Source organism: Halomonas sp. AOP22-C1-8, from assembly GCF_052378905.1.
GTDB lineage: Bacteria > Pseudomonadota > Gammaproteobacteria > Pseudomonadales > Halomonadaceae > Vreelandella > Vreelandella citrativorans.
In genome coordinates this window covers 1-19608 of the sequence record NZ_JBQSYD010000017.1, presented here as the reverse complement: position 1 = coordinate 19608, position 19608 = coordinate 1, and the positions used below count along the sequence as shown (strand labels likewise).

The 19608-nt window shown below is 53.3% G+C and carries 19 protein-coding genes and 1 riboswitch; of the genes, 11 read left to right on the top strand and 8 right to left on the bottom strand.

All coding sequences use genetic code 11. The features are described from left to right. Window positions 1–2 precede the first annotated feature (2 nt). Window positions 3–497: a nodulation efficiency, NfeD-like protein gene (locus ACT3TY_RS10655; RefSeq protein WP_441678920.1), complete on the bottom strand. Its 495-nt coding sequence runs from the start codon at window positions 495–497 to the stop codon at window positions 3–5. Window positions 498–657: 160 nt separating this feature from the next. Here ACT3TY_RS10655 and ACT3TY_RS10650 point away from each other — a divergent pair, with 160 nt between their 5' ends. Beyond that, the gene (locus ACT3TY_RS10650; RefSeq protein ID WP_193056777.1) at window positions 658–1371 is read left to right on the top strand and encodes a trimeric intracellular cation channel family protein; all 714 of its coding nucleotides are present in this window, start codon (window positions 658–660) and stop codon (window positions 1369–1371) included. Here ACT3TY_RS10650 and ACT3TY_RS10645 read toward each other — a convergent pair. Then, the gene (locus ACT3TY_RS10645) at window positions 1368–4322 is read right to left on the bottom strand and encodes a hypothetical protein (protein WP_444628140.1); all 2955 of its coding nucleotides are present in this window, start codon (window positions 4320–4322) and stop codon (window positions 1368–1370) included. The two genes, ACT3TY_RS10650 and ACT3TY_RS10645, sit on opposite strands and share 4 nt — an antisense overlap. Before the next feature lie 108 nt (window positions 4323–4430). Here ACT3TY_RS10645 and ACT3TY_RS10640 point away from each other — a divergent pair, with 108 nt between their 5' ends. Then, complete coding sequence (locus ACT3TY_RS10640; protein WP_087106339.1) at window positions 4431–5138, top strand: DUF3581 family protein; 708 nt, start codon at window positions 4431–4433, stop codon at window positions 5136–5138. Window positions 5139–5263: 125 nt separating this feature from the next. Here the strand turns inward: ACT3TY_RS10640 and ACT3TY_RS10635 are convergent, their stop codons facing one another. Together ACT3TY_RS10635 and ACT3TY_RS10630 are read right to left on the bottom strand one after the other, a co-directional pair. After that, window positions 5264–7003, bottom strand: a complete 1740-nt coding sequence (locus ACT3TY_RS10635; RefSeq protein ID WP_193056775.1) for a potassium/proton antiporter — start codon at window positions 7001–7003, stop codon at window positions 5264–5266. 111 nt (window positions 7004–7114) lie between these two features. Further along, a complete protein-coding gene (locus ACT3TY_RS10630) occupies window positions 7115–7501 on the bottom strand; it encodes a hypothetical protein (protein WP_193056774.1) in 387 nt (128 codons plus the stop codon). Between the two features lie 222 nt (window positions 7502–7723). Between ACT3TY_RS10630 and ACT3TY_RS10625 the strand changes: the two genes are divergently transcribed. Beyond that, entirely contained in the window at window positions 7724–9223 is a 1500-nt protein-coding gene (locus ACT3TY_RS10625) for a CoA-acylating methylmalonate-semialdehyde dehydrogenase (protein WP_193056773.1), read from the top strand. Between the two features lie 63 nt (window positions 9224–9286). On the opposite strand, the gene ACT3TY_RS10620 is transcribed toward ACT3TY_RS10625, so the two are convergent. Beyond that, window positions 9287–9979 (bottom strand): hypothetical protein, encoded by a 693-nt coding sequence (locus ACT3TY_RS10620; protein ID WP_444628138.1) that lies wholly within the window; start codon window positions 9977–9979, stop codon window positions 9287–9289. A gap of 265 nt (window positions 9980–10244) precedes the next feature. Continuing rightward, window positions 10245–10349, top strand: a riboswitch (TPP riboswitch). On the opposite strand from ACT3TY_RS10620, the gene ACT3TY_RS10615 reads away from it, so the two are divergent. The 4 genes from ACT3TY_RS10615 (at window position 10339) to ACT3TY_RS10600 (ending at window position 15003) form a co-directional block, all read left to right on the top strand. After that, a complete protein-coding gene (locus ACT3TY_RS10615) occupies window positions 10339–11727 on the top strand; it encodes a sodium:solute symporter (protein WP_444628137.1) in 1389 nt (462 codons plus the stop codon). It overlaps the preceding riboswitch by 11 nt. After that, window positions 11724–12692 (top strand): magnesium/cobalt transporter CorA, encoded by a 969-nt coding sequence (gene corA / locus ACT3TY_RS10610; protein ID WP_444628135.1) that lies wholly within the window; start codon window positions 11724–11726, stop codon window positions 12690–12692. The genes ACT3TY_RS10615 and corA overlap by 4 nt, the downstream gene beginning before the upstream one ends. A gap of 77 nt (window positions 12693–12769) precedes the next feature. Beyond that, complete coding sequence (locus ACT3TY_RS10605; protein ID WP_444628134.1) at window positions 12770–13948, top strand: zinc-binding dehydrogenase; 1179 nt, start codon at window positions 12770–12772, stop codon at window positions 13946–13948. A 23-nt stretch (window positions 13949–13971) separates the two neighbouring features. Continuing rightward, window positions 13972–15003 carry a proline racemase family protein gene (locus ACT3TY_RS10600; RefSeq protein WP_444628197.1) on the top strand — a complete coding sequence of 344 codons (1032 nt, stop codon included), beginning with the start codon at window positions 13972–13974 and terminating at the stop codon, window positions 15001–15003. A 34-nt stretch (window positions 15004–15037) separates the two neighbouring features. On the opposite strand, the gene ACT3TY_RS10595 is transcribed toward ACT3TY_RS10600, so the two are convergent. From ACT3TY_RS10595 to ACT3TY_RS10585, 3 genes are all read right to left on the bottom strand, one after another. Further along, window positions 15038–15244, bottom strand: coding sequence for a DUF1289 domain-containing protein (locus ACT3TY_RS10595; RefSeq protein ID WP_444628133.1), 207 nt, complete (start codon window positions 15242–15244; stop codon window positions 15038–15040). 26 nt (window positions 15245–15270) lie between these two features. After that, on the bottom strand, window positions 15271–15687 hold the full coding sequence (gene arfB / locus ACT3TY_RS10590) for an alternative ribosome rescue aminoacyl-tRNA hydrolase ArfB (RefSeq protein WP_444628132.1): 417 nt from the start codon (window positions 15685–15687) through the stop codon (window positions 15271–15273). A gap of 71 nt (window positions 15688–15758) precedes the next feature. Next, a complete protein-coding gene (locus ACT3TY_RS10585; RefSeq protein WP_444628130.1) occupies window positions 15759–16706 on the bottom strand; it encodes a D-2-hydroxyacid dehydrogenase family protein in 948 nt (315 codons plus the stop codon). 103 nt (window positions 16707–16809) lie between these two features. Here ACT3TY_RS10585 and ACT3TY_RS10580 point away from each other — a divergent pair, with 103 nt between their 5' ends. The 4 genes from ACT3TY_RS10580 to ACT3TY_RS10565 all read left to right on the top strand — a co-directional run bounded on the left by ACT3TY_RS10580 (window position 16810) and on the right by ACT3TY_RS10565 (window position 19600). Next, complete coding sequence (locus tag ACT3TY_RS10580) at window positions 16810–17424, top strand: flavin reductase family protein (RefSeq protein WP_444628129.1); 615 nt, start codon at window positions 16810–16812, stop codon at window positions 17422–17424. A gap of 250 nt (window positions 17425–17674) precedes the next feature. Further along, window positions 17675–18304: an NAD(P)H-binding protein gene (locus ACT3TY_RS10575; protein ID WP_444628127.1), complete on the top strand. Its 630-nt coding sequence runs from the start codon at window positions 17675–17677 to the stop codon at window positions 18302–18304. A 230-nt stretch (window positions 18305–18534) separates the two neighbouring features. Further along, window positions 18535–19104 (top strand): DJ-1/PfpI family protein, encoded by a 570-nt coding sequence (locus ACT3TY_RS10570; protein ID WP_444628126.1) that lies wholly within the window; start codon window positions 18535–18537, stop codon window positions 19102–19104. Window positions 19105–19237: 133 nt separating this feature from the next. After that, on the top strand, window positions 19238–19600 hold the full coding sequence (locus ACT3TY_RS10565; RefSeq protein WP_193056763.1) for a ribbon-helix-helix domain-containing protein: 363 nt from the start codon (window positions 19238–19240) through the stop codon (window positions 19598–19600). Window positions 19601–19608: the final 8 nt, after the last annotated feature.

Here is a 19608-nt window from a genome sequence, read left to right as displayed (position 1 = left end):
TATTAAGGCTCCTTGCGTAGGGTGGTATCGTCTTGCAAAGGGTTAGGGGCTGACGAGGGGAGGGCAACCAGCGCTGTAGTACCTTCAAAGCGCTGGAAGATAACGGACGTATCGGGTGGAAGCTCTGTGGCACCTGTGTCCATAACGCGCAAGCGGTAAAAGTCGCCGTTGATTTTGATACCGGTCGCATCGTCATAATCGCGGCGCAACGTGTGGTAATGATTGCCTTTTTCGACCCCAGTGCCGGTGGTGCCGTAGGCAACGCCGCGAGGAGAAAAGCGCGGACGAATCACCATCACACCCAAGGGAACTAATAGGCCAGAAAAAATGCCCATGCTCAGCAATTGCCAAGGTAGAGAGAGCCCAAGGGCAGTGACCGCCGCGGTAAGCGCGGCAGCAATACCCAGTGCCAGTAGTACCATTGCACCAGAGGTTAACTCCCCTAAACTGAGAAGTAGCGCCAGTACTAACCATGTATAAGCAGGGTTCCAATCCATAGCACCTCCTTTTAAAAAGTTCTCACAAGCGTACCCTAAGCCACGGCGTTAAGTCGGGTTAATTAGCGAATGAGCAAGCGATAGGCGAAAAACGCATTAGTGGTATTCTGCCTGCTTTAAGAAACCGCTTTAAAAAACATAGCGCACAAAGGGGAATCACGTGACGGGTGTGGTGTATTGGTTGGACATGATGGGTGTGATTGTTTTTGCGCTATCGGGCGTTATTCTTGCGTGTCGGTCAAAAATGGACCCGTTTGGCATGCTGGTGTTGGCCGCTGTGACCGGGATTGGTGGCGGTACACTGCGTGATTTAGTGCTGGGCTTGCGGCCTGTCTTTTGGGTCGCTGATCCCACTTACTTATGGGTTATCCTGGCAACGGTGGGCATTTCGCTGGTGGGGTTCCACTATATTCATCGCTTGTCGCGAAGGTTTTTGCCGATTGCGGATGCCTTTGGCCTTGCCTTGTTTACGGTCATCGGCACCCATAAAGCACTGTTGCTGGGAACCTCCGGTGTAGTGGCGGTATTGATGGGGATGATGACCGGTGTCGCCGGCGGAATGATCCGCGACATGCTGGCTCAGCGCGTACCGATGGTGTTGCGTGAAGAGATCTACGCTACCGCTGCCATGGCTGGCGGCACTGTATATGTCGCGCTGAACACCTTGAATACGCCGCTGAGCGTTAGTATCGCAATGGCCTTGGCGATTACGCTGGGGCTGCGGTTAGCCGCGATTCGCTGGCACTTGGCATTGCCGGTGTTTGCTTGGGTCACTTTGCCGCCCAAAGAGACGGATTCAGCAGCGCCGCTTTCGACGCCGGCTAAAGCCAAAGAGCGGGTCAGGATGATTCGGCGCCAGCGCAAAAAGCGCTAATCAGGACGAGGGTAACGAACCGCTTGCCGCCAGCGGTCAAACCAGCGCTTGGGTTGCAGTACGTGTAGCCTGGGTTCGCTGTTAACAAGCTCCACGCCTATGCCAAGTGCGCCAAGGCGGGCATAGAGCGCGCCATTGGCGCTCTGCTCTTCAAGCGTGACATCGGAAAGCAGCAGTAGTGGGCCGCCGGTGAGTACAAGGTTGCTCAGCTGGATACGTTCACCATTAAGCGCAAGTTCAGCGGTGCCATTAACATTGTGCACGTTGAGTAGCCTGCCGAGCCAGTCGCTTTCTCGGGCACGGGCTAAAAACAACCTGGCGACCAAGCCGGTGTCGCGCATGGCCAGACGCAGCTGTGTGGACAGGCGAATGGGGTCATCCCAGGTAAGCTGTGCGTCATCCATGGAGAGCTGCACCCACCAGCCTGCGTCCTGAGCGCCTTGCTCGCTGATACGGAACACATTTTCCAAGCGCAGAAATGAGTCATTAGCCGTAAAACGCCGTGCCTGTAAATCGCCTTCAGTAAGTTGTAAGTAGAGTTCGATATCGCCACGTAGCCGCTGATCAAGAAGGGCGAGGTCGGCGCCAAACGCACGCAGGGTCATGTTGCCTTGGGCGCTCATCCCCTCCAGTAGCCACTCGCTGCCCAGGTTTGCCTGACCGCCAAGCAGGCGAAGGCCTGCATCTTCAGGCAGGTAGCGGTTATAGCGAGTAAAGTCCGGCACTTCGGTAATCGGCAAGGCTATTCGGGTAACAAAGTATTCTGCTTCTGGCGATATGAGCACGTTGCTGAGCTGGTCTGTCTGGGTGGTTAAGGCAAAGTGACGCCCCTCTACATGAGGCCTGTCATCATCGTTACGCTGTAGCGAAAAGCGCGGAATACCCAGCGAAAGTTGTGCCTGTTCGGGGCTGTCGATTTGCGCGGTTAGCTCGCCGCGCCCGCTGGCCTGGTAGTCTAAAAATGCGACTTCAAGATGGTTGGCATCTATACGCAGCCGAGTAGGTGCCAACAGGCGCTTACCGCTAAAAGAGCCTTGGGCGAACAGTTGCCCATTGCCAGACAACGAAACGCCGTGATCTGTGGGTAAAAAGGCGTTCAGAAAACTCAAGCGCTGCACGCTGCCCTCTAGCTGAAACTGCCCACTGGGAATCTCGCCACGCCGCTGAAAGCGGCCTTCGCGAATCACCAAGATACTTTCCAGGCGCTCTTCGGGCTGTGTGTCATCAGCGACCTGCCAGCGTAAACGGCTACCACTGATATCAACGCTTGTGCCATCGGTAGCTGCCTCGCGTAGTTGCAGTGAAAGCTGCATATCGCTGGTGAGCAGGGTGCTCTGCTCATCACGCTGCCAGCGGGTAGTGAGCGAATCGCCGGTTAAGGTAAGCTCTCCGCTAAGCTGTTTAGGGGTAATATGGAGCGTTCCGTTACTTTGCGCTTGGCCGCTGACCAGGCTAAACGGAGCCGGGGCCGGCAGGTAAGTGGCAATATACGGTTGCAGGGCGCTAATACTGGCCATGCGGGCGTCCCGCCAGTGAAGTGTCGCGGTGGCGTGACTGCGGGCTAATACAGGTTCGATAGGACTTTGTGCTACCAGGTCAAGTGTCGCGTCGTTAAGCAGTGTTTGGTTGGCGTGGGAAAGCGTTGCCTGGGAGAAACCAAGTGTCGCGTCAACCATCGAGGCGTCCTTTAGCTCAGCGTTAAGTGTGCCTTGCCCTTGAGCCGTCATATCCAGTGCGTTGATCGCGATTGTGTCTGCCTCGACCCGCAAATGGGCGCTATGGGCGTGAGTGTCGCGAACGCTAACCCTGGCTTCTAAACGGCCATTGCCGGATAAGCGAATGCCCTGGCCCTCCAGCGTATTGGCGAGGTAGCGGTCCATCATGTCCAGTCGGGTAATGGTGCCTTCAAGCGTCAGTTCAGCATCCGTGGGTGGAGTTAGGTGGTCCAAACGCTGGTTGGCCATATCGCTTTTAAGGCTTAAGGCGGTATTTACCGCATAGGGCTGTGTATCTGCCAGCGTGACATCCTGCAGGCGAGTCTCAAAATCAATCTGGTGATCGGCTACGCGTAGCTGGACGCTTCCTCTACCGGTTGCTGTGTGGCGTGGGGGCGGTGCATCTGCCTCTCTCCAGGCCGTTGGTTGATCGTGCTCTAAAAGCGTTCGCTCATCCAGCGTTAAACGTAATTCAGGTGCCTTCAAAGTAAGCAGGCTACCTGGTTTAAGTGTGCCTGAGGCAAGTTCAATATGGCCCTCCAGTGCGCCGCGGCCGTCCAGGAAAAGCCACGGAATGGCCTCCAGGTAGGGCATGAATACATTCCAGGCATCTGCCTGCGCCTTAATATCAAGTGTTGCGGAAAGTGCCGCTAGCAGTTCAGGGTTAAGTGTACCCGTGGCCGGGTCCGTGGGCGTGATCTCATCAAGCGTTGTGGTGGCTTCAAGGGTTATGGCGTTAACCAGTGTGGCGTGGTCACTTGGGCGTATCAGGCGGCCTTCTGTGATTGCCAGGTTCACATGGGGTATGGCCAGGTTTTCACGGCTAAGGGTTGTATCAGCCACCTCTAGCGTGCCCTGCGCTTCAAGGGCGATATCACCCACCGCTAAGCGGCGGATTCCTTCGGCCTCTAATGCCTTGATATGTAACTCGCCGCGCAGTAGCGACCATAACGAGAGTGTGAGCGTGGCATGCTCGGCCTCAATTGCCATCGGTAGCGCATCGTCTTCACGGGCAAGATAAAGGTTGTCTACTTCCCAGCGTCCAGGGTGGCGGCTAGTTCCTTGGCTCCAGCGAACCTCAATACCTTCAAACTGAGAAATTCTTTCCGGTAACCACTGACTATTCAGCAACCAGTAGCTGCCCACCAGCCAAACCGTTATGATAAACAGGCTACTGATCAAGGTAGCCAATACAACGCGGGATAAGCGCTTTTTAGTAATGTTCGTGTTTGACATACTCGCTTCCTGGCAGGTGACTCCTGTTGGCGCGCGTTTTATGGCATTATGCGCGACGCTGGATAGTTATGGGTTTTCGATTTCAACGCTAGGCAGGCAGCAAACGCCATGTTCAAGGATTTTTACGCGCAACACGGAGAGTATGTAGTGGTCTCCGCCGAGCAGGCCAGCCGTTTCGCTAAAGGCGTGGCAGGTGATTACAACCCGATCCATAATCCGGGTGCGCGACGTTTCTGCGTGCCTGGTGACCTGTTGTTTACGCTAATACTGGTAAAGTTCGGGCTGTCGCGGCAAATGGAATTTCGCTTCACCAATATGGTAAGTGCTGATACGCCACTGCTCTTTAGTGAAGCAGAAAATGGTGAGCTTCACGTAAGTGATGAGAGTGGAAAATGTTATTTACAGGTGGTTCGTGATGGCGAGACGACCCACGATAGCGCTGCTATTGAAGCATTTGCTCGTTGCTATGTGGCGTTCTCAGGCAAAAATTTCCCGCATTATTTAAAACCGCTAATGGAAAAGCATGGGGTAATGTTTAACCCTAAACGCCCTTTGGTTATCTACGATAGCATGGGGTTTTCATTAGAGCGTTTGGATGGGTTTACACCAGGCCTTGCCTTAACGCGCTCATCGCTTGATGTGCAGGGGAAGCGAGCAGACGCATTGCTTGAGTTTTCCATTGAATCGAAGGGCGTTGCAATCGGTGTCGGCTCTAAAAAGCTGGTGGTCAGTGGCCTTTGTCATTATGACGCCGCTGAAATGGCCGCCATTGTTGATGAGTTTTACCGGCTTAAAGCTGCCTACGAAGCTGCCTGAGTTGTTTCTGCAGTGCTGGTCCAGCAGGACTGGTTGAAATACGATTCTTGCAGGACATTTTTGCAGCACGTTGAAGTATTTCAAAAGGCCACCCGTTAATAGCGGGTGGCCTTTACGTATGGGTATCAGGCGGGGTGTTGCTCTACAGTGAGTTCTGGCTGACTGATGGTCAAACCTACCGTGGTAATGCGCCCATCAAGTACGCCTTGAACGGAGAGGGTCACGTTTTCCAACGCTATTGAGTCACCTATGCGTGGTTCGTCCGTCAATCGCTCACGCAGAAGCGCGTCTAATGTGCAGTGCATATCACGGTCTAGCGTAATGCCATAGGAGTTAAATACTTCGTCGACGTTGGTGTTGCCTTTCAGATGCAATATTTGATTGGGGAGTTGGTAGTGGTCGACCGTGGCTCCCTCCGCAAAAATACAGTCAACAAACGGCAGAACCTGTGGACGCAGCACGACAAACAAGTGATCGCCTGGCTGTAATTGGGTGGACCCACGCGGTGGGATAACGTCTTTGCCACGGGTGATCATGGCCACCACTGTGCCGTCAGGCAGTGCGAGTTGCGATAAACGACGGTTGGCTGCACGAGTAAAGTCACCTAGCCGATATTCCACAATGTCGGCGTCAACGTCCTCCAATGAGGTAATCTCCAGGCTGGCGGCAGGCACAACAGGCGGTGCTTCGGTAAGTTTCAGTTTACGCGCCAGGTAGGGCAGCGTAGTGCCTTGAATAGTGGCAGAAATTAATACCACGAAGAACACCACGTTGAAGATAAGTTCAGCGCCTTCCAGGCCGAAAATCAGTGGGAAAATAGCCAAAATAATGGGCACTGATCCACGCAGGCCTACCCAGGCAACCAGCCCGGTTTCGCGGTTCGTAAAACCGAACAGTTTAAGAATGGGAGTGACGGCGAGAGGGCGAGCCACCAAGGTTAATATAGCCGCAATCATCAGGCCTTCCAGCCATACATCCAGTAGGGAAACAGGATTAATCAGCAGCCCAAGCACCACGAACATGACGATCTGACTCATCCACGCTAATCCGTCATGAAACAAAAACGTGCTGCGCTGAAAGGCAATCGGGCGATTGCCGATCATGACGCCTGCAATAAAAATCGCCAGGAAGCCACTGCCTCCAAGGTTCGCAGCAACGCCAAAGGCGAAGAGCCCGCATGCCGCAACCAGAACGGGATAAAGGCCCGATGTGACCAGATGAATACGGTTAATAAGTTGAACGGCTGCCCAGCCGACCAGCAAGCCGACGGCGCCACCTACCCCGATTTGCAGGATAAAGAGTTTTAACAGGCCCACTCCAAGGGGCATATCGTTAACCAGTACTTCAAGTAATCCGATGGTTAAGAAAATCGCCATCGGGTCGTTGGATGCGCTTTCAATTTCAAGCGTAGACTTGAGCCGCTGATTAATATGGATGCCAGCATTACGCAGTAATGAGAAAACCGCAGCGGCGTCGGTGGAGCCGACGATGGCGCCTAGTAATAAACCATCCAACAGGGGGAGGTTTAGAATATAAGCAGCAGCGACCCCGGTAACCATTGATGTGATCAAAACGCCGAGCGTGGCCAATAGCGAGGCTGGCTTCCACACCAGGCGGATTGAGGCGAGGGGCGTTTGTAAGCCGCCATCGAACAAAATCATTGCCAGTGCCAACGTGCCCAGCGCGTGTGCCAAACCAGGATTATTAAAGTCGATACCGCCAATGCCTGCTTCCCCCGCAAGCATACCGGTTCCTAAAAACAGTACGAGTACCGGCATACCCAAGCGAGCTGACAGCTTGCTTGAAATAATGCCGACCAGTAGCAGGATGGCTGCTAGTAAAATAAGTTGGTCCACCAGAAACATACGCACGATTCCTGAAATAACTTGATATGGCCAGACCTTTTAATAATAAATGCCTGGTGTCATGTATGTGGCAAAGAGGCGTTATGCACCTCTGTTAACCGTCGTTATTTGTTAAGCGTAGGGTGGTGCTCTGCAGGGAGGAAGGCCGCCTGGTAAGCCTGGGTTCGATGAGCCAAGGGTATTCAATACGCAGTGATAAACGGCAGGCGCAATACCAGGCCATCTTTCATGGGCGGGCAGAGCCACCCCGGTATCATTTTGAATTACTACCGGGTTTTGGCGTCGCTTGTCATGGTCCAGGCTAAGGCGATTAAGTGGGTTAGCCAGCACGATCAGCGGTTTGGTGTGGTCTTCCAAGGCTGAGTGATGACTTGGCTCAGCAGCCCGCGGCATCACCTCGTGGGGAGCGGCGCACCACAGCAATAGCGCCAGACTCCATAGGCCCACTTGGCCAAGCCGGAGAGACGTCATAGCGGTGGGCATGTATTGCTGAGGCAAAGAGACATCTCCTGGGTGCGCTGTATTATCATCCCTTATTGAGAGGGGAGGTCAAGGGGGTAAACATGCGTTTGCACTGTCTTTGGAGTCTTGTCATCGCTAATCGGGGTTGTTACTAATCGTTAGTTGACGTTTACTTGCTGATATACCCTGTTCTTGGCCCTGGGGCAGCTATAGAGACTGCCACTGTTACAAACACAATCATAATCAGGAGCAAGCGTAATGGCCGTTCGCGAAATTCCCATGATCATTGATGGTCAAGCCGTCCTGTCTCAAAGCCAGGAGTGGCGTGATGTGGTTAATCCGGCGACCCAAAAGGTGGTTGCCCGGGTGCCTTTTTGCACGGCAGAAGAAGTAGAGCATGCGATTGCAAGCGCCCATCATGCGTTTAGAGAGTGGCGCAAGGTACCGCTTGGAAAGCGCATGCGTATTATGCTGGCGTTGCAGGCACTGATTCGTGACAACACCGATGAACTAGCCGCCTTAATCACCGAAGAGCATGGCAAAACGTTGCCAGATGCCAAAGGTGAAGTAGGGCGAGGTCTGGAGGTGGTCGAACACGCCTGCTCGATTACCTCGCTCCAGCTAGGAGAGGTGGCCGAGAACGCGGCAAGCGACGTCGATGTTTATACGCTACATCAGCCGCTAGGCGTAGGGGCCGGTATTACGGCCTTTAACTTCCCGATCATGCTGCCCTGTTTCATGTTTCCGCTGGCCATCGCGACAGGCAACACCTTTGTGTTGAAGCCTTCTGAGCAGGATCCCAGCTCGACCATGCGCTTGGTGGAGCTTGCCCATGAAGCCGGTGTGCCAGCTGGGGTGTTGAACGTGGTGCATGGTGGTCCTGAGGTTGCCAACCAGATTGTCGATCACCCAACGATTAAAGCGCTATCGTTTATTGGCTCAACCCACGTCGGCTCATTGCTTTACAAGCGGGCGGCAGATGCGGGTAAGCGTATGCAGGCGATGATGGGGGCGAAGAACCACTGTGTGGTTATGCCCGACGCAAATCGCAGCCAAGCCATCAACAATCTGCTGGGCTCAGCATTTGGCGCCGCAGGCCAGCGCTGTATGGCTAATTCGGTCGTGGTGCTGGTCGGTGAGGCGCGACAATGGATTGATGATATTGTGGATGCTGCAGGCCAGATGAAAGTGGGGCCTGGCACCCAACAGGATGCCGATTTAGGGCCGCTGGTATCGCCTGCCGCCAAGGAGCGGGTGTTAGGTCTTATCGAGACCGGTGAAAAGGAGGGCGCAACGCTATTGCTTGACGGGCGTAACTGCCAGGTACGCGATTATCCGAAGGGCAATTTTGTGGGGCCGACGTTATTTACCGATGTGACTGCGGAGATGACCATTTACCGTGAAGAGATATTTGGGCCGGTACTCTGCGTTGTCAACGTGGAAACACTCGACGAAGCGATTGCGTTTATTAATGCTAATCCTAACGGCAACGGCACGTCTATCTTCACGAATTCTGGCTGGGTGGCGCGGCGCTTTGAAACTGATATAGACGTGGGGCAGGTGGGTATCAACGTGCCAATCCCGGTGCCGGTTGCCTATTTCAGCTTCACTGGCTCACGTGCTTCAAAGCTCGGCGATTTAGGGCCAAATGGCAAACAGGCGATCGCCTTCTGGACGCAAACCAAAACGGTAACAGCACGCTGGTTTGAACCTGAAAACGTTTCAAGCGGTATCAATAGCACTATTGCATTAAGCTAACGCTTACTTACTAAGCAGTCACTGGCTCTTGCGGGGGGCCAGTGACGTTGTTGTACTCAAGGATTAAAAATCATTCAGCAGGCTTAAACTTTCTTCCAGCAGCTTTTCAATCGGCTTAAGTTGGCTTTCATGCAATACGAGTAGAGACGGCGCCTCTTTTGGCTGTCCGACAAGGGGCACTAAAAGGGCGAACTCACTCTCCTCTAGGTGAAATTCATGAATTTCACGCGGGCCTAAGGCCGTTTGGCATTGGGAGCAGCGGTAGACATCGTCCTCGCCATACACCAACCGGTGATACATTTTAAAAAGCGTATAAAGTGCCAAGCCGCCTTCAAGCGCAGACCAGCGTGCGGGCGTTTTGGGTATATCGTCGGTGACCTCTTGCCCTTCGGCTTTGGCATCGGCGATCACATTTGCTAAAGGCATCGCCAAAATGGCAGGGTCTTCAGAGGGTAGCGGAGCGTTTTGCTTCGTGGCCTGGTCGAAGTCTTTCACCGCGCGCTTTACATCATCTAGCGTATTTAAAACGTAGTCAGCATGCTGTAAGTCGCCAGGCTCGCAGCTACCGTTCTCCCAGCCATGGATCACGCGTAGCGTCATGTCTCCTCGTGACATGGGGCGGGCCAGCAGCATATAAAGCATTACGCGAACGTGAAGCTGGCGCTCATCGGTATTGTTTTCAAACGCATGGTAGGGGTCAGCAAACAGAGTATTGAGCCGCCCTTGCGTATGCTCCTTGGCTTCGGTGTATGACATAGTGGTTTCCTGTAAGTGCGTCGCTTATTCTCCTGTGCGACGCTTGTAACACTAATGTTTTATAACACTAATGGCGGTAAGCTACTTTTATTTTGCAATGCTTTGACTCAGTTTACAGCAGCTTTTGTTAGTCTAGACAACGTTGTAGCGAATGAATAGCAGAAGTAAACCGTTTTCCTGTTAGCTATTTAGCGGCTAGGATACGGCGCGAGTAGCTGCTCATTTTGACGGTTGGCTCGCTTTACATCAGGATACGCTCTCAATTCACTGTCGCCAGGGGAGCCACGTTGCGTGGCTGAGAATGCTATGACGCAGACCCTGGAACCTGAACCGGTTAGTACCGGCGGAGGAAGTGCGACATGCCATACCTAACGTCAGCCGTGCTGGGCGCGGCGCTCTGTTGCTTTGCATTTTTAGGCCTTAAAGCCCGTGGGCGTAAAGGCTCATTGGATGACTTTGTAACCGCTCGTAATTCACAAACCAGCACCACGCTAGGGCTCTCTTTTGTTGCATCTGGTATGGGGGCCTGGATTTTGTTTGCACCGCCAGAAATTGGCGCTTTTATTGGCCCATTGGCCTTGGCAGGCTATGCCCTTGGCTCCTCACTGCCTTTTATCGTCCTTGGCTTTTATGGTCCGTCTATACGCCGGGCTCTCCCTGAGGGGCGGAGCATCGCTGAGTTTGCTGAGGCGTGCTATGGGCGCGGAGTGCGCCACTGGGTAACGCTGGTTTCCGTGGTGTATATGGCCTGCTTTTTAGCCGCTGAATTAACCGCTATTGGAGCGATCACCTCGCTGCTTTCTGATGTTCCGTCGAGCTGGGTGATTATTGGAGTAACGCTCACTACGTTGCTTTACACGGTAAGCGGTGGGCTGCGCGCAAGCCTGGCCACTGATCGTTGGCAGGCATGGTTGCTGCTTGCACTGTTAGTGGTGGTTTCCAGTGTCACCCTTTGGCACTTGCCTGCTATGCCGAGCAGTGCGGCATGGCCCTCTATCGCCACTTCTGATGCGCTTAGTGTGGCACTAACGCTTGTCATCGCGGTTACCGCAGCGAACTTGTTTCACCAGGGCTACTGGCAGCGGGTATGGGCGGCACGTGATGACCACAGTTTGGCCCGCGGGGCTTGGGTAGGAGGGGGCGCCACGGTCATGATCGTTATGGTGATTGGCGGTTTGGGTATGCTTGCTGCCATGAACGGTGTTCCGCTGGGCGAACCGCCCATGCCTTTTTTTGCACTGCTCAATAACGCGCCACCCTGGCTAGCTATAACGGCACTAGTGCTTGCCGTTACATTGGTGGCGTCCAGCGTAGATACGCTACAAAGCGGTATTGCCTCACTGATCGTGTCGCGCAGTGAACAGCCAAGCGTTTCTATCGCGCTCACACGCTGGATGACCGTTTTGCTTATGGTGCCTGTCGTGGTTGTCGCACTTCAGGGTGTGTCTGTTTTACGTCTTTTTTTAATCGCTGATTTAGTCTGCGCTGCAACTGTGGTGCCCGTGCTGCTGGGCTTATGGCGGCGCATGACGCCCCTTGCAGCTGTCGGTGGCGGCATGGCGGGTCTATTGGGTGCGATCTTGCCTGGGTGGATGAGTCACGCCAGCATAAGCGAAGGGATAATGGCGGCAAGCTTTCCGAACAGTGTACCCACACTAGCGCCGTTTCTAGGTGCGTTGTTAGCTTCCACGGTGGTAAGCGTGTTATTAGCGTATTTAAGAAGCCCCTGGAACCAAGGACAGTTATGATTCGCAGTATTTTGACGACCCCTGATGGCGAAACCCATGAAGGGAGCGAAGAGCTTTTTGTCACATGGCAGAATACCCCCGGCAGTCATATATGGATCGATATGCAGGGGGAATCAGCAGAATCTGCTGAGCGGCTACTGGGTAAATTTGAGTGTCACCCCATGGCTATTCAGGATGCCCATAAGGAGCGTGTACCACCCAAAATAGAAGAGTTTGATAACCACGCACTGATTATTTACCGCGGTATTTCATCTTTTGATGCCCAGCTAAACTTTGTTCCTCAGCAGGTCTGCTTTTTTATTGGTGAGTGCTTTCTAGTGACGCTACATCCAGGCGTTGCCATGAGCATTGAGCGGCTCTTTAAGGAGCAGGGTAAGACGTTATTAGCGAAATCACCGGAGCAGGTGGCGCTCAAGGTGATGTATATCTCTGCCGGGTACTACATCGATAGCCTGCTTGAATTTGAAGCGGAATTAAGCGATTTAGAAGATGAGTTACATGAAAATGGCAACGATGTATTAATGCGCAAAATTACCATGTACCGCTCCCGGCTGGTTAAGATGCGGCGCGTGTTTAATTATCATAAAGGGATTACCCAAGAGTTAACTGTCTACGACTATGAGCACGTCCCGCGTGAGGAAAGTGAAACGCTGCATGCCATTAACGATGTTGCCGAACGTTTTGAGCGGCTTTATACGCTTACTCAGATGTATTACGACATTTGCGGTGATTTAGTAGACGGTTACATATCAATCTCGTCGCACCAACTGAACATTACAATGCGCGTTCTAACGGTCATTACGGCGATTTTTGTTCCGTTAACGTTTGTTGCGGGTATCTACGGGATGAACTTTGACTACATGCCGGAGCTGCACTATCGCTATGGCTACTTCTTCATTTTAGGCATGATGGCAGGAATCGGTGGCGTGCTGATTTGGGTGTTCAGGCGAAAGGGCTGGTTCTAATTCAGCAGGCTTTTAAGGGGTAGCAAGAGTTTGCTATGGTCGGCTAGTCTTATTCCTTTGTACCAAGGAGCCTGACAATGCCTGAATCTACCGCCGTTTCTTCTACGATGGCTGCCATGCTCTTGGTCGGGCATGGTGGCGTCGAACAACTGCATTACCGTAAAGACGTCAAAACGCCGTTACCCGGCCCAGGTGATGTTCTGGTCCAGGTGACGGCGACCGCGAAAAACAATACCGACCGTAAAGCGCGTGAAGGCCTGTATCCCACCAAAGAGAAAGGCGACGTGACGTCTTTTGCCATGGGCGGCACGCCCACCTTAACGTTTCCGCGTATTCAGGGGGCAGATGTGGCCGGGCGTATCGTAGCGGTAGGCGAAGGCGTGGATGCCGAGCGTATTGGCCAGCGTGGCCTGCTTGATTTCAATATTTATGCGGATGAGCGCCGGGATATCAATCTAACTCCCGACTACTACGGCCATGGGGCCGATGGCGGCTACGCTGAGTATATTGCGGTGCCCGCAGACCAGTTCCACTCCATTGATAATCCCGAACTCCGCGACGCTGAGCTAGCCGCGATGGGCATGTGCTCCTATCAAACGGCGTACCATATGATGACCTCGGCACACATCAAGGCTGGCGAGCGCGTGTTGGTAAGCGGTGCCAGTGGTGGCGTAGGCACCGCGCTCATTCAGCTATGCCGTATTGTCGGTGCTGTTCCTTATGCGGTCAGCCAGCCTGATAAAGCCGCTGCGCTGCAAGCGTTAGGCGCCGAAGCCGTTATTGACCGTGGCGACCTGCCGACCTTTGTTGAGCGCGTCTTAGAAGCCACTGGCGGAAAGCCAATTGATGCGGTGATGGACTTGGTCGGCGGCGAGATGACCGATCTGTTTATCGATACCATGATTGTTGATATGCAGCACCGCCAATCCTATCCGCGCCTTTCCATAGCCGGGGCCAGCGGCGGTAATCTCAGTGAGATCATGTGGACGCGTATTTACCTTTACCAGGTGCAGATATTTGGCGTTTCTCACGGTACTCGTGAAGAAGCCGAGCAGCTAATCGCCTGGATTCGTAGAGGTGAACTCAAGCCTGTTCTCCATGCGGCGTTCAAGCTTTCTGAACTGCATGACGCCGAGCGCTATTTTGTTAATCGGGGCAGCAATTATCTCGGCAAAATTGTCATTGTTCCGGATGCGCAGTGGGATACTCACGGCGCACCTTTTGCACTAACAAACGCTCAGGAGCAACGCCTTTGAAAAAGATCCATACGCTTCAATTAATGGATACTCATGCGGGGGGCGATGTCAGCCGAATCGTAACGGGCGGGATTGATGCTCTGCCGGGCGCCACGGTGCGGGAGCAAATGGAGTACCTGCGCGATGATGCCGATGGCTTGCGTCGCTTGCTGCTGGAAGAGCCCTACGGTATTCCGGAGATGTCGGTGGACTTACTGGTGCCAGCGACGCACCCTGAGGCCGCAGCGGGTTATATCATTATGGAAGTGATGGGCTACCCGATCTATTCAGGCTCCAATACCTTGTGTACGGCAACCGCGGTGCTTGAGTGTGGGATTGTGCCTAAGCAGGAAGGCATTCAGCAGTTTTCGTTGGAGGCCCCGGCAGGCCTGGTACATATCGAGGCGCGTGTGCATAACGGCGTGGTCGAGTCGGTTACCTGTGAAGGTTTGCCCAGCTATATTGATACCTACCGCGATACCATCCAGGTGCCTGGTATCGGCACCGTGACGTACTCTGTCGCCTATAGCGGCGGCTTTTACGCGCTAGTGGATGCTGCCGAGCTTGGTTTTAAGCTTATTCGTGAGGAGGAGCAGGCGCTTTCGGCCTGTGCGCATAAAATTGTTGAGGCCTTGCAAGCTCAGCGCGGCTTTTCCCACTACACGCTGGGTGATGTAGGCCCGTTGCCTTTCCTGCATTTTATGGGCCCCAAAGAGCAAGTGGGGGAAGGGTATGTACGCTCTCGTTCAACAACCTACGTTCATCCGGGTGTGATTTGTCGCAGTACTACCGGCACCTCCGCCAGGCTCGCGTTAATGAACTACGAAGGTCGACTCAACATAGGGGATAAACTGGAAACGGTCTCGCTACGTGAAACCGGGTTTATTGGCACGTTTACAGGGACTCATCAGGAAGGCGCCTATCAGGTGGTTGAAAATACGATTACCGGGCGCAGCTATGTGCTGGCTCAGTCGGATATCGTGATCAACTGTGATGACCCTCTGGTTTCCTGCGGTGAGCTGCACCATATTTTGAGCGACCGCCACTCTGTTAACCACCAATCTGTTAACCACTAATCTGTTAATCAATACCCTGTTAATCACTGCTCTGTTAAGTCGGGTGGCTAATCTCGGTTAACGCGATAGCGATATAGCCTTGCGCTTCCAGGCGCTCCCAGACCGGGGCTTTTTCGGCCTCGGTCATTTGGCCCCAATAGGCAATTTCATCCAGCGTACGGCCACAGCCTTGGCACGTATTGGTCGTGTCTAGCTGGCAGTGCTGGATGCAAGGAGAGAGCGGTCGGGAAACGGTGGTCATGCGCAATTCACTTGACTCAATAGCGCTTACGCAGAGGAAACTTTACCACGTAGCGATTTGATTTTTCCTTTGCGGGTCTTATGGTCAACGCGACGTCGCTGGGAGCCTTTGGTGGGTTTTGTCGGGCGGCGTGCCTTTTGCTGCCGAGTCGCGCTGATGATCAATTCTTTCAGGCGAGCAAGGGCATCTTCTTTATTAAGCTCCAGCGTGCGATAACTCTGCGCCTTGATAATCACCACACCCTCTTTACTGATGCGTTGATCATTGAGTGCTATCAAACGTTCTTTATAAAACGGCGGCAGGGTAGAGCGTGAAATATCAAAGCGCAGATGTACCGCTGACGCCACTTTGTTGACGTTCTGACCGCCTGCACCCTGAGCGCGAATTTGGCTAATATCAATTTCCCAGTCGGCCAAGGCAACATGGTTGGAAATAGTGAGCATCAAGTCCTCTGTGTCACAGGTGAGTAATAAGGCTAGCACACTTGACACAGAGGTGGTCGCAGCGACAGAGTTTAAGAGGCGAGATTAGTGACCGGCTCACCGTTGCTAAACGCGACGACATTCGCAAACGCGTCACCAAAGTAGAGCTCGTAGCTATCTTTTTCGACATAACCCAAGTGAGGCGTCGCTACGCAGTTGGGCAGGGTGAGCAGAGGATCGTCGCAGGTCGGCTCGCTATCGAAAACATCAACCGCCGCGCGTCCTGGCCTGCCTGCTTCGAGGGCGCTAACTAATGCACCTGATGCAATTAACGGTGCGCGGCTGGTGTTTACCAGAAGCGCTGTGGGTTTCATGCAGGCCAAATGGTCAGCGGTCACAATGCCCCGCGTTTCATCGTTTAGGCGCAGATGCAGGCTAAGCACATCGGCACGTTTAAAGAGATCCTGCTGGCTCTCGGCAACCGTTAACCCGGCGTCCATGGCTCGAGTTCTGGTGCCTTCGCGCCCCCACACCAGTACGTTCATTTCAAATGCCTGCGCATAACGGGCCACCAGGCTACCAATTTTGCCCAAGCCAAAAATCCCCATTGTGCGGCCTTTTAGCCCGGTGCCCAGGGTTCGCTGCCAGCGGCCAGCTTTAAGGTTTTCTACTTCTTCAGGCAGGTGGCGCATGCCACAAAGTACCAGCCCCCAGGTTAATTCGGCCGCCGCGTGTGGCGAGCCTTTACCTGTCATAACGGTAACGCCTTGTTGCTGACACGCTTTTAGGTCGACATGAGCCGCACCGTCCCCGGTTTGGCTAATCACTTTTAAATTGGGCAAGCGTTCAAGCAGCGCTGCAGTGATAGGGGTACGTTCACGAATTATCACAAGCGCATCCGCGTGATAAAACCGTGCCACCAACGCCTCAAAATCGGTCAGCGTATCGTGATAAATAGTTACGTTGTGCCCGTTGAGCATTGCATAGGCATCCAGATGGCGTACACAGTCCTGGTAATCATCAGGTATCACGATATTCATTGGCAGGTCCTTGGTCGGTGTAAGATCATCGAAAAAAGCAGCGCCGATAGCGTGCTGTTATAAGGTGATACTACTCTCATGCTAGGCAATCAAGGATCAACGAATGAGCGACTATTTATTAGAGGATTCCCCGTTAAGTGCTGGCATGATTTACCGTCTACTCTCGGGAAGTATCTGCCCTCGCCCGATTGCATGGGTGGCCACGCAGGATGTCAGCGGGAAAGACAACCTTGCCCCCTTTTCGTTTTTCAATGTGGCAAGTGTAACCCCGCCTGTTTTGGCCTTTTCGCCACTTCTGGATGGCAGTGGGCAGCCTAAAGATACCCTGCGCAATCTAGAGGAGTTGCCGGAGTGCGTAGTGCATGTTGGCAGTGAAGCGCTGATTGAAGCATTGAATACAACCAGTGCCAGCCTGCCCAGAGAGGAAGATGAGTTTACGCTTGTAGGGCTTGAAAAAACTCTAATGCCAGGCGTCACAGTGCCACGCATTGCTGCCTCCCCAGTTGCCTTTGGTTGCAAGCTTTATGATCTGATTCGCTTTGGTGACCAGCCTTTGGCAGGTACGCTCGTGCTGGCGCAGATAGTCTCTATTCATATTGACGACACCTTATGGGATGGCCGTCACGTGGATATCGATTTACTCAAGCCGATTGGCCGACTAGCGGGCAGCGACTACGCTCGCGCCACTGATCGCTTTGCTATTGAGCGCCCGGCTTAGGGAACTGCTTTTGCCTTGGCCTACCAGGTTTGGTCCGAGCCCAGCACCTTATGAGTGTGCATGAGACCTGCACTGTCGTTGCCACAACACAAGACACCTACACGTTTAGCTTAATGCTGCTGCAGTGTTTTCTTTCAGCGAGCGTGCTCTAAGCACGTTCGCTGTTTTACGCTCAAGGCTTGATTTCTCCAAGCTGTGGCTGCACTAACTAATGAATAGCCCGTGAATATACGTAAACCAGAGAGGCAACATGACCACATTAGTAATAGGTGCCAATGGGCAGATTGGTAAACAGTTTTGTGAACTCGCCCAACAGGCTGGGGAGCCGATTAAGGCAATGATCCGGGATGAAAGCCAGGCAGAGTGGTTCAGCGAGCGTCAGATCCCCATCATTGTGGCTGATCTTGAGGGTGAGTTTGAACACGCCTTCGAGGATTGCGATCAGGTGATTTTTACTGCTGGCTCAGGCCCGCATACTGGACCGGATAAAACGCTCATAATTGACCTTTATGGTGCTATCAGAGCCGCTGATATCGCCAGTGAAAAAGGGCTTGATCGCTATATTATGGTGAGTGCTATTCGCGCAGAGCATCCGCTTGAAGCACCCGAAAAGATGCGCCCTTACATGGCCGCCAAGTTTGCAGCGGATAGCCATCTACGTTTTGCCAAGGTTCCCCATGTCATCCTTAAACCAGGCCCCTTGACTAACGAGAAGGCAACGCACGGGTTTGCCGGGACAATGGAGGCATCTCCTGAACAATCCATTACCCGGGCAGATGTTGCCCATGCCTTGCTGCACGTTGTGAAAACACCTACGTTGAAAGACAAGGAGTTCACGCTCTTGAACGGTAAGGAACGTATTAGTGACTTGGTGCGTTGAGCCTGAGCATCACATAGTAACGATCTAAGCTTCCCCTTACCCTTGGCAAATTATGGCTTGAAGAGCGCCACATAAAGCGTGCCATTATGCATTTGCCGGTTTGACCGCGTGTTTTCGCTATAAAAAAATCAGTGTAGTAATGGCGTACTACCGCTATCGAAAACGTGCTTGCTAGGCTTGTTTGGCACACGCAGCGTGTGCGCAACGACAAAACAAGAAGGAGTACGAAGATGACCAGCAAGCGCATTCTGATGATTACCGGCGACTTTACTGAAGATTACGAGACCATGGTGCCTTTCCAGGCATTGATGGCTGTTGGTCATCAGGTTGATGCCGTTTGCCCTGGCAAGGCATCGGGCGACACCGTGGCAACAGCGATTCATGATTTCGAAGGTGATCAGACCTATTCTGAAAAAACTGGCCACCGCTTTGCGCTCAATGCCGATTTTGAGCGTATTGATCCCACCGATTATGATGCGCTGGTAGTGCCCGGCGGGCGTGCTCCGGAATACCTACGCTTGAATCAGGATGTGTTGGCGATGGTTCGGCACTTTTTTGAAGCCAATAAGCCTGTTGCTGCGATTTGCCACGGCGCGCAATTGCTAGCCGCTGCAAATGTGCTCAAAGGCAGGCAGTGTTCTGCATACCCGGCTTGCCAGCCAGAAGTTGAGTTGGCAGGCGGACATTTCGCCAGCATTGAGGTAAGTGAGGCGGTAACCGATGGCAATCTGGTGACGGCGCCCGCTTGGCCAGCGCACCCGGCTTGGCTTGCTCAATTTATGGCGCTGCTAAACCAGTGAGCGCTGGGCCGTTAGCATCATCATACAAAGCAAAGCTTACGCGCCTAACCGACATGCATCTAACAGACATTAGGCGCGTAGCGTATTTGCCCGCTATGCTAACGGCTTACCTGAATGTTAAGAGATCACACCCATGTGCAAACTCTTTATTCACGCCAATCCTGAATTATGGTCCAGTGCGACGCATTCGCTGCGTATTGATGGCATGGTGACGAGCGTGCGAATGGAGCACTACTTCTGGCTCATTTTGGAAGAGATCGCCACGCGTGATGGTATGAATACGGCCCAACTGATTACTCGCCTGTATCATGAATCTATCGATGCCGGACACGACCTGGGCAACTTCACCTCGTTTTTACGCGTGTGTGCGCTACGCTATCAGGCGCTTCAACTAACGGGAGATATTCCCACTCAGCATGAGATACCGATTGCGACGCTGGATGCTGAGGAGATACTCGTGCGTGAAGGCCGCTCCAGGCGCCGCCAGGTTCACTAGGCTAGGGG

Excerpts from the sequence above, each read along its gene's own strand:
- ACT3TY_RS10595 (WP_444628133.1), bottom strand. The coding sequence starts at position 15,244 with ATGACCACCGTTTCCCGACCGCTCTCTCCTTGCATCCAGCACTGCCAG.
- ACT3TY_RS10580 (WP_444628129.1), top strand. The coding sequence starts at position 16,810 with ATGAGCGACTATTTATTAGAGGATTCCCCGTTAAGTGCTGGCATGATT.
- ACT3TY_RS10570 (WP_444628126.1), top strand. The coding sequence starts at position 18,535 with ATGACCAGCAAGCGCATTCTGATGATTACCGGCGACTTTACTGAAGAT.
- ACT3TY_RS10655 (WP_441678920.1), bottom strand. The coding sequence starts at position 497 with ATGGATTGGAACCCTGCTTATACATGGTTAGTACTGGCGCTACTTCTC.
- ACT3TY_RS10605 (WP_444628134.1), top strand. The coding sequence starts at position 12,770 with ATGCCTGAATCTACCGCCGTTTCTTCTACGATGGCTGCCATGCTCTTG.
- ACT3TY_RS10585 (WP_444628130.1), bottom strand. The coding sequence starts at position 16,706 with ATGAATATCGTGATACCTGATGATTACCAGGACTGTGTACGCCATCTG.
- ACT3TY_RS10600 (WP_444628197.1), top strand. The coding sequence starts at position 13,972 with ATGGATACTCATGCGGGGGGCGATGTCAGCCGAATCGTAACGGGCGGG.
- ACT3TY_RS10575 (WP_444628127.1), top strand. The coding sequence starts at position 17,675 with ATGACCACATTAGTAATAGGTGCCAATGGGCAGATTGGTAAACAGTTT.
- ACT3TY_RS10640 (WP_087106339.1), top strand. The coding sequence starts at position 4,431 with ATGTTCAAGGATTTTTACGCGCAACACGGAGAGTATGTAGTGGTCTCC.
- corA (WP_444628135.1), top strand. The coding sequence starts at position 11,724 with ATGATTCGCAGTATTTTGACGACCCCTGATGGCGAAACCCATGAAGGG.
- ACT3TY_RS10625 (WP_193056773.1), top strand. The coding sequence starts at position 7,724 with ATGGCCGTTCGCGAAATTCCCATGATCATTGATGGTCAAGCCGTCCTG.
- ACT3TY_RS10635 (WP_193056775.1), bottom strand. The coding sequence starts at position 7,003 with ATGTTTCTGGTGGACCAACTTATTTTACTAGCAGCCATCCTGCTACTG.
- arfB (WP_444628132.1), bottom strand. The coding sequence starts at position 15,687 with ATGCTCACTATTTCCAACCATGTTGCCTTGGCCGACTGGGAAATTGAT.
- ACT3TY_RS10645 (WP_444628140.1), bottom strand. The coding sequence starts at position 4,322 with ATGTCAAACACGAACATTACTAAAAAGCGCTTATCCCGCGTTGTATTG.
- ACT3TY_RS10565 (WP_193056763.1), top strand. The coding sequence starts at position 19,238 with ATGTGCAAACTCTTTATTCACGCCAATCCTGAATTATGGTCCAGTGCG.
- ACT3TY_RS10620 (WP_444628138.1), bottom strand. The coding sequence starts at position 9,979 with ATGTCATACACCGAAGCCAAGGAGCATACGCAAGGGCGGCTCAATACT.
- ACT3TY_RS10615 (WP_444628137.1), top strand. The coding sequence starts at position 10,339 with ATGCCATACCTAACGTCAGCCGTGCTGGGCGCGGCGCTCTGTTGCTTT.